The organism is Bradyrhizobium sp. UFLA05-112, assembly GCF_053572325.1.
In genome coordinates this window covers 69,521-83,295 of sequence record NZ_JBANBK010000008.1, presented here as the reverse complement: position 1 = coordinate 83,295, position 13,775 = coordinate 69,521, and the positions used below count along the sequence as shown (strand labels likewise).

General features: G+C 63.7%; 13 protein-coding genes. 5 read left to right on the top strand and 8 right to left on the bottom strand.

What is annotated here, in order from left to right:
• Window positions 1-16: 16 nt before the first annotated feature.
• Both SO180_RS06910 and SO180_RS06905 read right to left on the bottom strand, forming a co-directional pair.
• Entirely contained in the window at window positions 17-859 is an 843-nt protein-coding gene (locus tag SO180_RS06910; protein WP_449378069.1) for an outer membrane protein, read from the bottom strand.
• 269 nt (window positions 860-1,128) lie between these two features.
• Window positions 1,129-1,833, bottom strand: a complete 705-nt coding sequence (locus tag SO180_RS06905) for an SDR family oxidoreductase (RefSeq protein WP_449378068.1) — start codon at window positions 1,831-1,833, stop codon at window positions 1,129-1,131.
• Between the two features lie 97 nt (window positions 1,834-1,930).
• On the opposite strand from SO180_RS06905, the gene SO180_RS06900 reads away from it, so the two are divergent.
• Window positions 1,931-2,770: a GNAT family N-acetyltransferase gene (locus SO180_RS06900; RefSeq protein WP_449378067.1), complete on the top strand. Its 840-nt coding sequence runs from the start codon at window positions 1,931-1,933 to the stop codon at window positions 2,768-2,770.
• A 40-nt stretch (window positions 2,771-2,810) separates the two neighbouring features.
• Here the strand turns inward: SO180_RS06900 and SO180_RS06895 are convergent, their stop codons facing one another.
• Window positions 2,811-3,242 carry a hypothetical protein gene (locus SO180_RS06895; RefSeq protein WP_449378066.1) on the bottom strand — a complete coding sequence of 144 codons (432 nt, stop codon included), beginning with the start codon at window positions 3,240-3,242 and terminating at the stop codon, window positions 2,811-2,813.
• 652 nt (window positions 3,243-3,894) lie between these two features.
• Between SO180_RS06895 and SO180_RS06890 the strand changes: the two genes are divergently transcribed.
• Window positions 3,895-4,665, top strand: a complete 771-nt coding sequence (locus tag SO180_RS06890) for a Crp/Fnr family transcriptional regulator (protein WP_449378065.1) — start codon at window positions 3,895-3,897, stop codon at window positions 4,663-4,665.
• 51 nt (window positions 4,666-4,716) lie between these two features.
• Here SO180_RS06890 and SO180_RS06885 read toward each other — a convergent pair whose 3' ends face one another.
• The 3 genes from SO180_RS06885 to SO180_RS06875 all read right to left on the bottom strand — a co-directional run bounded on the left by SO180_RS06885 (window position 4,717) and on the right by SO180_RS06875 (window position 5,841).
• On the bottom strand, window positions 4,717-4,908 hold the full coding sequence (locus tag SO180_RS06885) for a hypothetical protein (protein ID WP_449378064.1): 192 nt from the start codon (window positions 4,906-4,908) through the stop codon (window positions 4,717-4,719).
• Between the two features lie 47 nt (window positions 4,909-4,955).
• On the bottom strand, window positions 4,956-5,162 hold the full coding sequence (locus SO180_RS06880) for a hypothetical protein (RefSeq protein WP_449378063.1): 207 nt from the start codon (window positions 5,160-5,162) through the stop codon (window positions 4,956-4,958).
• Window positions 5,163-5,364: 202 nt separating this feature from the next.
• Window positions 5,365-5,841 carry a phasin family protein gene (locus SO180_RS06875; protein ID WP_449378062.1) on the bottom strand — a complete coding sequence of 159 codons (477 nt, stop codon included), beginning with the start codon at window positions 5,839-5,841 and terminating at the stop codon, window positions 5,365-5,367.
• An 820-nt stretch (window positions 5,842-6,661) separates the two neighbouring features.
• Between SO180_RS06875 and SO180_RS06870 the strand changes: the two genes are divergently transcribed.
• Complete coding sequence (locus SO180_RS06870; RefSeq protein ID WP_449378061.1) at window positions 6,662-8,515, top strand: alkaline phosphatase family protein; 1,854 nt, start codon at window positions 6,662-6,664, stop codon at window positions 8,513-8,515.
• A gap of 48 nt (window positions 8,516-8,563) precedes the next feature.
• Here SO180_RS06870 and SO180_RS06865 read toward each other — a convergent pair whose 3' ends face one another.
• On the bottom strand, window positions 8,564-9,178 hold the full coding sequence (locus SO180_RS06865) for a hypothetical protein (RefSeq protein ID WP_449378060.1): 615 nt from the start codon (window positions 9,176-9,178) through the stop codon (window positions 8,564-8,566).
• A gap of 382 nt (window positions 9,179-9,560) precedes the next feature.
• Between SO180_RS06865 and SO180_RS06860 the strand changes: the two genes are divergently transcribed.
• Complete coding sequence (locus SO180_RS06860; protein WP_449378059.1) at window positions 9,561-10,220, top strand: peroxiredoxin; 660 nt, start codon at window positions 9,561-9,563, stop codon at window positions 10,218-10,220.
• A 194-nt stretch (window positions 10,221-10,414) separates the two neighbouring features.
• Here the strand turns inward: SO180_RS06860 and SO180_RS06855 are convergent, their stop codons facing one another.
• Window positions 10,415-12,151, bottom strand: coding sequence for a methyl-accepting chemotaxis protein (locus SO180_RS06855; RefSeq protein ID WP_449378058.1), 1,737 nt, complete (start codon window positions 12,149-12,151; stop codon window positions 10,415-10,417).
• A 120-nt stretch (window positions 12,152-12,271) separates the two neighbouring features.
• Here SO180_RS06855 and SO180_RS06850 point away from each other — a divergent pair, with 120 nt between their 5' ends.
• Window positions 12,272-13,711, top strand: coding sequence for a cryptochrome/photolyase family protein (locus SO180_RS06850; RefSeq protein ID WP_449378057.1), 1,440 nt, complete (start codon window positions 12,272-12,274; stop codon window positions 13,709-13,711).
• Window positions 13,712-13,775 lie beyond the last annotated feature (64 nt).

Here is a 13,775-nt window from a genome sequence, read left to right as displayed (position 1 = left end):
CTGCCCGTGTGGACGTTCAGTACCTCGCGACGACCGGGCCGCCGAACTTGTAGTTCACGCCGACGCGGACGATGTTCGATTTGAGATCGACCGAGTGGGTGAAGGTCTGGGTGGGCATCGGAAAGGCGGCGCCACCGAAGCCGAGTGCGCTGAGATTGCTGCTGGTCATGCTGGCGCGACCGAGGTCGACGTAGAGATATTCGGCCTTGAGTGACCAACCATTGCCGACCGCGTACTCGCCGCCGAGACCCGCGGTCCAGCCGACGCGCGTGTCGCGGATCGCGCCGGATTCGGTCGCGGACGCGAACGTGTCGGTGAAGGAGAAATTGGCCTTGACGTCGGCGATCGCGGCGCCGCCGGTGGCGTAGATCAGCCAGTTCGGCGTGGCGAGGAAGCCGATGCGACCGCGAATGGTGGCAAGCCAGTCGGAAGAGACCGATGAATTGATCGTGAAGCTGGTCGGGGCGCAGCAAGGATAAAACGCGGTGCCGCTCGAGCTGCCCTTGAAGCCGAAATAGTTGATGTCGCCTTCGAGGCCGAACACCGCACTGTTGACTTGCCAGTTGTAGCCGGCCGTGAAGCCGCCGGTTACACTGGAGCTGTTGATGTGCTGCGCGCCTACGGTGCCGATGGCAGTCACGCTCGAATCCGCGAAGTAATCGGCCACCGGGAATAGGGTCGTCGTGCTCGGGTCCGAGCTGCCCCACTGCCCGCCGACATTGCCGCCGATGTAGAAGCCCGTCCAGTTGTAAACCGGCGCCATCACGGGCGCCTTGGTGTAGCTCGGCGCGAGGTCGGCCGCGAACGCGGACGCGGTTCCAAACAGGGCCAGCGAAAGCGCCAGGGCAATTCTCTTCATTTCAATCTCCAGCTCTTCACGCGAGCGATGCGCGTCCCGAAGCATCCGGGCATCCGGCCGGAAGCGTCCGGCGCAGGATCGGGAATAATCTCCGCACGCGTTGCCGTCTTGTTCTGAGGCGCACTTCGCTTGGACTGGGACGAACTCATGGGATCATTGCGCGATGGGTGTTGCCGATCAGGCACATTCCAGTGCAACCCACGCCAATCGCACCACGCCTGCAGCGACAATCCCGTGCAGGTTCGAATTGGCTCGAGGCGCCCTCGGCCTCACACCGACCGTGTCAGCCCGCCATCGACGCGAATATTCTGCCCGGTGATGTAGGCGGCGCCATCGGAGGCGAGGAACGAGATCGTCGCGGCGATCTCCTCGACCTTGCCATAGCGCTTCATCGGCACGCTCTCGCGGCGCGCGTCCGTCGCCGGCAGGCTGTCGATCCAGCCCGGCAGCACGTTGTTCATGCGGATGTTGTCGGGAGCGTAGGTATCGGTAAAGATCTTCGTGAAGGCGGCAAGGCCGGCGCGGAACACCGCGGAGGTCGGAAACATCGCGCTTGGCTCGAACGCCCAGGCAGTCGAGATGTTGATGATCGCGCCCTGCTTCTGCGCCTGCATGATCGGCGTGACCAGCCGCGTCGGGCGGACCACGTTCAGGAGGTAGGTGTCCATGCCGGTGTGCCACTGCTCGTCCGTGATCTCGACGATCGGCGCGCGCGGCCCGTGGCCGGCGCTGTTGACGAGCACGTCGATGCGACCCCACTTTGCCATGGCGCCATCGACCAGGCGCTTGAGATCGTCGTTGGACTTGTTCGAACCGGTGATGCCGAGCCCGCCGAGCTCGTTCGCAAGAGCCTCGCCCTTGCCGGACGAGGACAGGATCGCAACGCGAAACCCGTCGGCAGCAAGCCGCCGTGCAGCGCCCGCCCCCATGCCGCTGCCGCCTGCGGTGACGAGTGCGACTCTCTCTGCTGCCATGTTGATCCCCGGCTTTGTCATGACTTGACGGCAGGTTTAAGCGCCGCCCGTCCGGACGTATAGTCCGATCACGAGGCCCTGCACACGATGATTGACCATGGGTGACCTGCAAATCCGCGCCATGCGCGCCGACGACATCGCGCTCGCCGTGGACTGGGCGGCGGCCGAAGGCTGGAATCCGGGGTTTTCAGATGCCGGCTGCTTCGCCGTCGTCGACCCTTCGGGTTTTCTCATCGGAGAAATTGACTGCACACCGGTCGCCACCGTCTCCTGTGTCAATTACGACGATCGCTTCGCCTTCCTCGGCTTCTACATCGTGCGTAGCGAGCTGCGCGGCCGCGGCTACGGCTTGCGCATCTGGAACGCGGCGATTGCGCATGCGGGCGCGCGCGTGATCGGGCTCGACGGCGTCGTCGCGCAGCAGGACAATTACAGAAAGTCCGGCTTTACGCTCGCCTACGCCAATATCCGCTATGGCGGGATCGTCGCCGCACCGGCACAGCCCACCGACGTCGTCGCGCTCGAGACGATTCCGCTGGCGCTGATGGAGGCGGACGACGCCACCGTCTTCCCGGCCCCGCGCAGCGCCTTCCTACGCGCCTGGGTCAGTGCGCCCGGCCATATCGGCCGCGCGCTGATGCGCGATGGAAATCTTGCCGGATGGGGCGTGATCCGCCCCTGCCGACACGGCCACAAGATCGGCCCGCTGGTCGCCAACGACCGCGCCGGCGCGGAGGTTATCATGCGGGCGCTGCTCGCCGGCTCAGGCGGCGGCGAGGTGTTTCTCGATGTCCCCGGCGGCAATCGCGAGGCGATCGCGCTGGCAGAAAGTTTTGGCCTTGCACCGACCTTCGAGACGGCGCGCATGTACACCGGCCCGATCCCACCGCTGCGGCTCGACCGGGTCTTCGGCGTCACCAGCTTTGAGCTCGGCTAGCGGCTGGCCTGCGCGCGCGGTGGTAACGAAGACGGCGCGCTCAGTAACAGCGCATGATGTTGACGGTCTGATCGCCGCTGCGACCGGGCACCGTCACGGTCTCCGTGGGACAGCTCGGCACATAGGGCCGATCCGACGGCACGACGTTCGGCGGATAGCGGTGGGTCCAGTCCCAGGGCACGTCATAGGTGTAGGTGTAACGGACGTCATTCGAGAGCGGCTGCACCATATCGGCAGCATAGGAGTCGCTCGCGGGAGGCCCGTAGAAGAAGCCACCGCCGCCCGGCCAAAGAACAAACGAATTCCGGCGATGGAACCGCGCCGACGGCATGATCGGCGGATGCACCGCCGGTGCCCCGACCACGCCACGGGCCGCGACGCCGCCCGATCTCGCAAAACTGTTGCTGGAGGCAAGAAGCAGCGCGGCTGCGCTCAGCGAGGCGAGCAACGCCCCATATGATCTATACGTCATGGTACGCACCAACTCGTTTGGCCTTGCGATGCTGCTCCCCGCCAGCACGCTAGGCCGAGCCGTCGGCCCCCCGCAAACCTATAATTAATTGTTGGTTAAGGCACGGGATTAACGGTGCTGGTTCCGCACCTCATCCCCCGGAGATCCTGACCGTGACGGCGCGCACGCGCGCGATCCGATCATCGGTCGCACAAGCTTCGAAACGGCCACTTTCGAAACGACCACGATCTGCACGACCGATATTCGGCTCGCGAGTTCCGTTGCGCCTCCCAAGACGCCCTGCGAGGGACGCGCTTCGTATTCCACGAATTTCAGATGGTGCCCATCAGCAGTCGGACACGCGGGAACCTGGCTCGCCCAGCGCGTCATCCCTACGGTGATACCCATTCCGGTTTTGCAATTTGTTTCCGGCGACTTATCTGCTTCAACCTCCATGCGCGTTATTTCGAAAGTGCTCCGAGCGAAAAATCAGACTCGCGAGAGCAGAATTGAGCCTTTGGTTTTGTTGCGATGAAGGCGTTTGGATGAAGGCGTTTGGATGTGAATTGGAAGCCAACGTCCGTCGAGAAAGCCGATACGAACATGCGTTAGAGCCGCGGTCGCTCGACATCGTTCGGAGGTGCGATGGGCGCCTCACGGGGAGTCACTTGCCGTGACAATCCCCAGCGGAATGGGCAACCGCCTTCTGGGAATGTTGCCGCAAGCCGACTTCGATCTGCTCGCTCCCGAACTCGACAGGGTCGCGCTCAATCAGGATGTAGTCCTCTCGCAAGCAGGCGAGCGGGTCGAGCATGTCTTTTTCCCTCAGAGCGGCGCGATCTCGCTCATGATCGAGATGGCAAATGGACAGGCGGTCGCCACCGCGTCGGTCGGGCGCGAAGGCGCAATCGGCATACTCTCCGTGTTCGGACCGACACCTTCGGTGATAACCGCCAGCGTTCGTCTGGCTGGAACAGCCTCGCGGATTCCTGCCGCGCGATTTCATGCTGCGTTTAATCGGAGCCCCGCGATACGGCAGGCGGTCCAGGTTCACATCACGTCGTTACTGACGCAATTTCAACTTGGCGTTGCCTGCAATGCACTGCATCCGGTCGGAGCCCGGATGGCCCGCTGGTTGCTTCAACTGCGCGACTGCACCGACAGCGACGTCCTTCCTCTCACTCAGGAGGCGCTGTCGCAGATGCTCGGAGTGCGACGAACTACAGTCACGCTCCTGATGCGCAATCTGCGCGAGTCCGGTGCGATCCGATCTGATCGACGGGGCAAGATCGAGGTTGATCGGCCGCGGCTCGCCGCAGCCGCATGCGAGTGCCACGCCAGCATGCGTCGCCAGATTGAGAAGATCTTCTCGACGAGCGCGGCCCGGCCTCGCGCTTGGGCCATGCCGGCCAACGTAAGGAATGACCGGGACAAGGCTGTTTGAGCGTTGTCCGCGCCATGCGCCATGCCCTCGATTTGGATTTCTCGGCGTCGACTATCTTGTGTCCGCCTGATGAGGCGCAAATTTGGATTGCGTCTCCAGCTTGCCTAGCTCGTGTAGGACCTTGGCCACCTCTCGCAGTTCGTTGCGCGCGGGGCCCGGCTTCAGCCGTCGCGCCTCGACGAGAAAATCCTTTGCTTGCAGCAGCAATGTGGACACTTCACCGGAAACGTTCCTGTTCGCCATGGTAGGCCCCCTATCACAATCATCGACGAAAGCGTACGAGACTGGGCCTAAAGACCCATGCCGCGACGCCGCACACGGAGTGTCGGCTCGTCAACCCAAGCTTCCTGTGCGAACCAGGCATGCTCGACCGAGCAGATCGGACAGCGTGTGCGTCCGAAGAACACCGTGCTGCATCGAAAGCGCTCGCGATCCGTCGCGATCCCGGTCGGAATCGCGCGTCCGGTTTGCGGACATTTGACCATGAGCATACCCATCTCTTCCTCCTCCTCGGAATCGACCTGATTTATAGTTGGAGCAGGAACCAGCCGGTTGGATTGCGCCTCTTGTGTCGGTGCGTTCAGTTTGGGGGGCATCGCGCACCTTGCCATCGTCTGATCGAGCATGGAGTGGGGGCCATGCGCGTGGCGGGGCTTGTTCCAACCGGCCGGATTGCCCTCCTCTCCGAACCGCGGACGTTCAACTGGCCTTTTGGAAAACTTTGGCGACGTGCTGCCTGATTGGCTCACCCGAATGCGTTGCAAGCCTCTGCGCAAGCTCCCACAACTGCGTGTTCTGAGCCGCTGCAGCATCAAAAGCCCTGCGCGCTTCCGCCGCCGACGTGGTGAAAACGTCGGTCATCGACTTGCTGCTGGCGATACGAGCAAAGAAATCGATTGCGGAGCTGGCGTTCGCATTCGAAATCTCGATGACCTTGAGCCCGTAATCGGTCGCAGTCTTGGCGCTGTTCGAATAGGTCTCGCGAAGCGCTTCGTTCACCCCCTGCGAAACTGACTTGAGTTTCTCGCAACCCTCCTGCGTGCGAGCGGCTCGCTGCTCGGCAAGCTGGTCGAACAGGGGCTGCCAACCGACGTTCGGAAGCCCGAACGCGGGCAGTCCGAAACCATTTGAACCATTTGCTGCTTTCACTTCGGCTTTCGTTTCACTTTCACTCACGGCGCCTACCCTCTACTCAAGCGAAATCATTTCTCGCGACGCATGAATTGCACCGCGAGAGCCCACGGACACGAGCCTTACGCCCGTTTCCATATCGATCAGCTGTCTTGATGAGCTTCACATCCAGCCCGCACGATGACTATGCCCGACGAAGGTGAGGCCGTCCGTTCGATTTGCGACTCTCGCTTGGATTTTTTTCGCGAATGTCAATACAAACTCTAGTATGTCGGAGAGGTGACACAGTGCAAAGTGGGGATATCTGCGTCACGGCTGCCGGAGCTTGCGCGGCCGCAGCGAAACCGCAACGGGGGTGTCCGGAAAGAAACTGCGGCAGCATGGTATCGAAGTAATCGGGTGCCGCGCCCGACCGGTTGGCCCAGCCAGGATCGCTAGCGCTGCCCGACTGACAAATCACGGCAGGGGCTGGTCAGTTCGCGCGGTCCATATCGACTAGCGCAATTCTGAATCTGCATCTCCCCCGCCAGAGGGGGCCTATCAGGCCACGACCACAATTTCGGCTCGAGTTGAAGAACGGTGTCCCTGCACCTTGCCCGGTCATTGCGATTGCAGCGAAGCAATCCAGACTGCCACCGTGTTGGGGGTCCGGACTGCTTCACCGCAAGACCTTCTCGCAGTGACGGCGTCGAGACAGCACGAATCATCGCCGGATTGGCGACAAGCAGCTGATGACAACGAGCGGCCCTTCCCCATCATCCTTGCACAAACACTGCCCTTGTAACAAAAGCGTCACACAGCAAAACTAAACGAAGGCGGCGGCCGCGATCGGCCGCAAGCCGCCTCACCGCTGGGAGAGATTTCGATGCGCCGCTCAATCGTGTTGCTGTCCGCCGGACTGACCATGCTATCCACCGGACTTGCGTCTGCGCAGAACAACACGCCCCGTAACCTGATCCTGTTCATCCCGGACGGCCTGCGCGCGCTGAAGGTCACCCCCGAGACCGCGCCGGCGATGGCCGCCGTCCGCGACAAGGGCGTCAACTTCAAGAATTCGCACTCGCTGTTTCCGACCTTCACCATGGCGAACGGCTCGGCGATGTCGACCGGACACTATCTCGGCGACACCGGCGTGTTCTCCAACACGATCTGGACCGGCTACACTTCTGCCCCCGCCGGCGACACCGTGGTCCCGTTCATCGAGAACGACGCCGTGCTCGGCGACATCGACGAGCATTTCAAGGGCGACTATCTCAACGAAGAGACCATCCTGAAGATGGCCCGCGACAAGGGTCTCTCCACCGCGGCGATCGGCAAGCTCGGCCCGACCTACCAGTTCGACCACACCGATCATCCGGAAAAGGCCGGTCAGCACTCGATCGTGATTGACGATGCGACCGGCGGCAAGGCCGGCGTGGCACTGTCGGACGAGATGAAGGAGGCGCTGACCAAGGCGGGTCTCCCCCTCACCGCCCCCTCACGCGGCGACAATGCCAAGGCGGGCGACGCCAAGACGCCGGGCACGACGGTCGCCAACGTCGCGCAGCAGGCCTATTTCGCCGACGTCGCCAGCAAGGTCGTGCTGCCGATGTTCAAGGCGCGCAACAAGCCGTTCGTGCTGGTGTTCTGGTCGCGCGACCCGGACGGCACCCAGCATAACCAGGGCGACAGCCTCAATCAGATCATGCCCGGCATCAACGGCCCGAGCACGATGGCGAGCATCAAGAACGCCGACAACAACCTCGCCCAGCTCCGCAAGGCGCTCGACGAGCTTGGGCTGGCGGCCTCGACCAACATCATGATCCAGGCCGATCACGGCTTCTCGACCATCTCCAAGGAAAGCAAGACCAGCCCTTCGGCCAAGGTCAGCTATGACGACACCCCGAAGGACTTCCTGCCGATGGGTTTCCTGGCCCTGGACCTCGCCAAGGCGCTCGACCTGCCGCTGTTCGATCCGAATGACAAGAATGCGGCCGTCACCGGCAACGCGCATCCGAAGGCCGGCAACGGCGTGCTCGGCAAGGATCCCACCAAGCCCGATCTCGTCGTCGCGACCAACGGCGGATCAGACCTGATCTACCTGCCGAACAAGGACAAGAAGCTGGCGGCAAGGACGATCAAGGCGCTGCTCGATCAGGACTACGTTTCCGGCCTGTTCATCGACGACTCCCTCGGCCGTTTCCCCGGCACGCTGCCGCTGTCGCTGATCAATCTGCGCGGCAAGGCGGCGACCCCGACGCCGGCGATCGTCGTCAACTTCCGTTCCTATGCCAGCGATTGCGGCGAGGCGCCGACCAACTGCTCGGTGCAGGTCGCCGATACCGTGCTGCGCCAGGGCCAGGGCATGCATGGCAGCTTCAGCCGCGGCGACACCATGAACTTCATGGCGGCGATCGGCCCGGACTTCAAGGCAGGCTATGTCGACGAACTGCCGGTCAGCAATGCTGACGTCGGGGTGACGGCGGCCAAGATCATGGGGCTGCGCACCTCACAGAACGGCGGTCTGGTCGGCCGCGTGATGTCGGAGGCCTTGCCGAACGGCATCGTGCCGAAGGGCTATGTCGGCAACGTCAAGTCGAAGCCGTCGGAGAACGGCCTTCGCACCGTCCTCAACTTCCAGCGCGTCGAGAGTCAGCGCTATTTCGACGCAGCCGGCTTCCCGGGCCGCACGCTTGGACTCGAGCCTGAGAGCGGCAAACAAAAAACGGCGGGGAAATAACCCCCGCCGTTCGTTGGCGCATCGTGAGGACGTGCGCGAAATTACATGTCACATGCCAATGTCGAACACGTTCGGCAATTGGCCCGCCAGCGGCAGCGCGGTGGCACCCAGGAAGGTTGCCACCATCGCCATCAGGCGACGGTTGCCCTGGCGCTTGCCGCGCATCTGGCCGGCGATCCATTCCAGCATCTCGGTCTTGACCTTCGAGGCATAGGCCGGCGCCCAGCTCTCGATGTCGGTCTCGGGCGACAACGCGACGCTGCGCGGCGGCACCGGCAGGCCGGAGGCGCTGGCGGCGTGATGCGCGACGGCTTTCGCCAGGAGGTCGTCGAACCGGCCAGCATCGGTGCGCTCGGTCGCGGCCTCGTTGATCTCGAACAGCACCTCGGCTTCGGCGCGGCTGACCGGCTGATCGTTGACGGCGACGGCCGTCAGGATGCGCGCGCACCAGGCGGCATCATCGGCATCGAGCGAGCGGGAGAAATGCACCCGGCCCTTGGTGGTGGGCCCTTCGCCTGTGATCACGCCGTCGCGCACGATGCCGAGTGCATGGGCCGCGGTGTCACGGCAGGACGGTTCGAGGGACGGCGACTCAGCGGACTTGGAGTCAAGGGATTTGGACTCAAGGGACTTGGACTCACGGGACTTGGCAGCGGCAGACATAGTTCACTTCCAGACTTCTTCTGATCGACCAGCATTTCCATGCTGGGCCTGAACGGGTGGTTAACGATTGGATATGGTGATCGCGACTTTTCTACATGGTTGCCGATTGGTCGCCGTCGGGACCATTTCGGTTCTATCCAATGTCGGGCGGCGTGGTGGGGGTCATAAAAGGCAATATCGCGGCAATCCAGCCCTTTCCCGCCGGTGTGGATATTTCGCCGCAGCGGCGCGTGCGGCAAGAAGGTGCTAGAAGATCGGCGTCTTGAGAGAATGATTTCACATTTTACTTGAACGGGTTCACTTCGGACCTTCCCCGCCTTATATTCCGTCGAACCGCTTCAGAGCGAATTCATCAACAACTTCAATTAGATGAGGTAGAACAATGCCACTTCCGATCGGCGCCACCGCCCCCGACTTCGAAGCCGAAACCACCGAGGGGAAAATTAAATTCCACGACTGGATTGGCAACAGCTGGGCCCTCCTGTTCTCGCATCCCAAGGATTTTACCCCGGTCTGCACCACCGAGCTCGGCGCCCTCGCCAAGCTGAAGCCCGAGTTCGACAAGCGCGGCGTCAAGCTGGTCGGCCTGTCGGTCGATCCGATCGACCGGCATTCCAAATGGGCCGAGGACATCAAGGAAACCCAAGGTGCCGCCCCGAACTATCCGCTGATCGGCGACACCGACTTCAACGTCTCGAAACTCTACGAGATGCTGCCGGCCTCGACATCGGGCGATCCCCTCACCCGGACGCCGGCCGACAACCAGACCGTCCGCAACGTCTTCGTCATCGGCCCGGACAAGAAGATCAAGCTGGTGCTGGTCTATCCGATGACCACGGGGCGCAACTTCCAGGAAATCCTGCGCGCGATCGACTCGCTCCAGCTCACCGCCAAGCATCGCGTCGCGACGCCGGCCGACTGGAAGCACGGCGAAGACGTCATCATTGCCGGCTCGGTCTCCAACGATGAGGCCAAGACGATCTATCCGCAGGGCTGGAAGGAGCCGAAGCCCTACATCCGGATCGTGCCCCAGCCGAAGTGACGATTAGCGGTTGCGCCAAGCAACCGATAACCGTCATCCCGGGATGGCGCGTCTGCGCCAGACCTCGGAGCGCAATTGCGCTTCGCGGGGATCTCAAGATTCCACAATGCGCAATTGCGCATTGTGGTTCGGTGCTGCGCACCGCCCCGGAAGACCAGTGGAGTTAGGCCGGCCATCCGGTCCGCCCGCACCGCTCAAGCCGCGCGCACGCGGTCGAGGAATTTCTCGACCTCTGACTTCAGATTGAGGCTCTCGCCTGACAGCGCCTGAGCCGAAGCGAACATCCGGCTCGAGGTCTCGCCGGTCTCGTTCGCGCCCTTGGCCGCATGACGGACATTGGCGGCGACATCCGCCGTGCCACTTGCCGCAGCCCGAACGCTGCCGGCGATGTTGTGGGTGGCGCTCTTCTGCTGCTCGACCGCCGCAGAAATCGACGTGGCGATGGCGCTGATGCGCTCGATGGTCTGGCCGATCGCCTTGATGGCGGCGACCGACTCTTCGGTCGCGAGCTGCATGCTGGCGATCTGGCTGGAGATCTCGTCGGTCGCCTTGGCGGTCTGGCCGGCGAGCGTCTTGACCTCCTGCGCCACCACCGCAAAGCCGCGTCCCGCATCGCCTGCGCGCGCGGCCTCGATGGTGGCGTTCAGCGCCAGCAGATTGGTCTGCTCGGCGATCGAGGTGATCAGCTTGACGACGTCGCCGATGCGGGCCCCGGCGTCCGAAAGCTGCGCGATCCGATGGTCGGTGGCCTCCGCCTGCCGCACCGCCTCGGCTGAGATCTCGTTGGACTCCTGCACCCTGCGGGTGATCTCGGTGATCGACTTGGAGAGCTCATCGGAGGCCGCAGCCGCCGACTTCACGTGATCGGAGGCGGTCTCGGAGGCGCCGGCAGACTGTGCCGACAGTTCGGCCGTCGAACGCGCGGCATCGGTCAGTTGCCGCGCCACGCGCTCGAACTCGCTCGAGGAGTCCAGCACGTTGTTGAGGATGCCGCCGACGCTGCCACGGAACTCGTCGACGAAGTTGCGCAACTCGGACTTGCGCTGCTCGGCGGCAGCCGCCGTGGTCGCAGCCTGCTCGCTGCGCAGGCGCGCCCGCTCCAGCGAATTGCTCTTGAACACCGCGACCGTGCGCGCGATCTCACCGATCTCGTCCGCCCGGTCCTCGCAATCGATGGTGATGTCGTTCCGGCCATTGGCCAGCGCCGTCAGCGAGTTCGTCACCGAGCTCAGCGGCTTCGTCACACGGCGCACGACCAGCATGGTCAGAGCGAGCACCAGCAGCGCCGCGATGCCGGCGGCAATCGCCATGTTGCGGATCGCCTCCGCCATCATGCTCTCGAACTGCGCCATGGGGATGCCGACATAGAGGATGCCGACGATCTTGCCGGCCGCATCCGAGACCGGGAAATAGGCCGTCATGAAGGACTTGCCGAACAGCGTGGCCGGCCCCTTGTAGGCTTCGCCCTTGCGCAGGGGGCCCTGGCCGGGGTGATCGGCGGCAAGCTGGGTGCCGACGGCGCGGTCGCCATTCTCCTTCTTTACATTGGTCGAGCGGCGGACGAACTGCCCACTGGCCTCGTCGAACACGAACAGCGTGGCATTGCCCCCGACATAGGACACGGCGCGATCGACGATCGCGTGGTCCTTGAAATCGGGCATCTTGGGGATCTCGGCACGGACGACCATGCCGTCCCTCATCGTGATCTTGGCGTCGGGAACGATCTCGGCGAAGGCGAGCGCCAGCGTGCGCAGATTGACCTCGATGTCGCGCAGCGCACGATCGTTGAACTCCGACGTGAGAGACCAGTAGCCCGCACCGACCACGAGTGCCGTATTCACCGCAATCAGGAGCACCGCGCACAGCACCGCCTTGGTGCCGAGCTTGAACCTGAATTGCGGCAGGACCTTCCCAGTCAAAGGATTGGACATGAAACTCCCCCAAAAAAACACCGTATATTTGAGGGACCGGCTTACGATCGCATTAACGGTGGTTCGCAACAGCGGCCGGCGGCATGCTTTCCAAAAGGTTAACGAGGATCATTCCCGACCATGCCAAGCCCATCGCCGATCATCGTCTGGTTCCGCGATGACCTGCGGCTCTCCGACCACCCGGCACTCCAGGCCGCCGCGTGCACTGGCGCACCGGTGGCATGCCTCTATGTCCTCGACGACACCGTGGGACGGCCCCTCGGTGCCGCGGCGCGCTGGTGGCTGGCGCAGTCGCTGCGGTCGCTGGCGGCGGGCCTCGCCGCGATCGGCGGCGCGCTCACGCTGCGCAGAGGATCGGCGGTCAAGGTGATCCCTGAGGTGGCCCGCGAAAGCGAAGCGGTCGCCGTCTACTGGAACGGGATCGCGCAAGTGCCGCAGCAAGCTCTCGAGACAAACCTCAAGGGGAGCCTTGCAAAGCTCGGCGTGAATTCACAAAGCTTCCCCGGCGACCTCCTGGCTTCGCCAAGCACGATTCGCAACAAGGACGGCCGCGGCTTGCGTGTGTTCACGCCATTCTGGCGGCGCGTGCTCGCGCTGGGCGATCCACCAAAGCCTCTGCCCGCACCGAAAGCGCTGCGGGCAGGTCCGGCGCTTGCGGGCGATGCCCTCGAGAGTTTCGGGCTCGAACCGACGCGGCCCGATTGGGCCGGCGGCCTGCGCGCGAGCTGGCAGCCCGGCGAGACCCACGCCCACGGCCGGCTGCGCGATTTTCTCAAGACCGCCGCGCGCGGCTATGCCAGCGAGCGCGACCGGCCCGACCTGCCGGGCACCTCGCGGCTGTCACCCCATTTGCGCTTCGGCGAGATCAGCCCGCGCCAGCTCTGGCACACCGCGCGCTTTGCCGCCGCCGAGGACCCCGCCCTTGCGAGCGGTGTCGAGAAATTCCTCAGCGAGCTCGGCTGGCGCGAATTCTGCCGTCACCTCCTGTTCGACCATCCTGATCTTGCGACGGGGAACCTGCAACCCGGCTTCGATGCCTTCCCGTGGAAGCACGACGCGACGGCGCTCGCCGCCTGGCAGCGCGGCCGGACAGGATATCCTATCGTCGATGCCGGCCTGCGCGAGCTCTGGCACACCGGCGTGATGCACAACCGGGTGCGGATGGTCGCAGCGTCCTTCCTGGTCAAGCATCTCCTGGTCGACTGGCGACAGGGCGAAGAGTGGTTCTGGGACACGCTGGTCGATGCCGACGCCGGCAGCAATCCCGCCAACTGGCAGTGGGTCGCCGGCTGCGGCGCCGATGCGGCGCCCTATTTCCGCGTTTTCAACCCGGTGCTCCAGGGCGAGAAGTTCGATCCCGATGGCAGCTATGTGCGGCGCTGGGTGCCCGAGCTGAAGGATCTGCCGGCGAAGCTGATCCACCAACCCTGGAAGGCGACACCGATCGAGCTTGCGAGCGCAGGCGTCGAACTCGGCCGCGACTATCCGGGTCCGTTCGTCGATCATGCCAAGGGGCGTGAGCGCGCGCTCGCAGCTTACGCGAAAATTCGCAGAAGTTGAGCGTTGCTTTGACAGGTTGTCGAATCCCGTTATCGTCATGGCTCCGTTCAAACCCTGGGGGACG

Bases quoted from the DNA above. Each gene is read 5' to 3' on its own strand.
- SO180_RS06885 (WP_449378064.1), bottom strand. From the start codon at position 4,908: ATGGCGAACAGGAACGTTTCCGGTGAAGTGTCCACATTGCTGCTGCAA.
- SO180_RS06910 (WP_449378069.1), bottom strand. From the start codon at position 859: ATGAAGAGAATTGCCCTGGCGCTTTCGCTGGCCCTGTTTGGAACCGCG.
- SO180_RS06900 (WP_449378067.1), top strand. From the start codon at position 1,931: ATGGGTGACCTGCAAATCCGCGCCATGCGCGCCGACGACATCGCGCTC.
- SO180_RS06865 (WP_449378060.1), bottom strand. From the start codon at position 9,178: ATGTCTGCCGCTGCCAAGTCCCGTGAGTCCAAGTCCCTTGAGTCCAAA.
- SO180_RS06855 (WP_449378058.1), bottom strand. From the start codon at position 12,151: ATGTCCAATCCTTTGACTGGGAAGGTCCTGCCGCAATTCAGGTTCAAG.
- SO180_RS06905 (WP_449378068.1), bottom strand. From the start codon at position 1,833: ATGGCAGCAGAGAGAGTCGCACTCGTCACCGCAGGCGGCAGCGGCATG.
- SO180_RS06850 (WP_449378057.1), top strand. From the start codon at position 12,272: ATGCCAAGCCCATCGCCGATCATCGTCTGGTTCCGCGATGACCTGCGG.
- SO180_RS06860 (WP_449378059.1), top strand. From the start codon at position 9,561: ATGCCACTTCCGATCGGCGCCACCGCCCCCGACTTCGAAGCCGAAACC.
- SO180_RS06880 (WP_449378063.1), bottom strand. From the start codon at position 5,162: ATGGGTATGCTCATGGTCAAATGTCCGCAAACCGGACGCGCGATTCCG.
- SO180_RS06895 (WP_449378066.1), bottom strand. From the start codon at position 3,242: ATGACGTATAGATCATATGGGGCGTTGCTCGCCTCGCTGAGCGCAGCC.
- SO180_RS06870 (WP_449378061.1), top strand. From the start codon at position 6,662: ATGCGCCGCTCAATCGTGTTGCTGTCCGCCGGACTGACCATGCTATCC.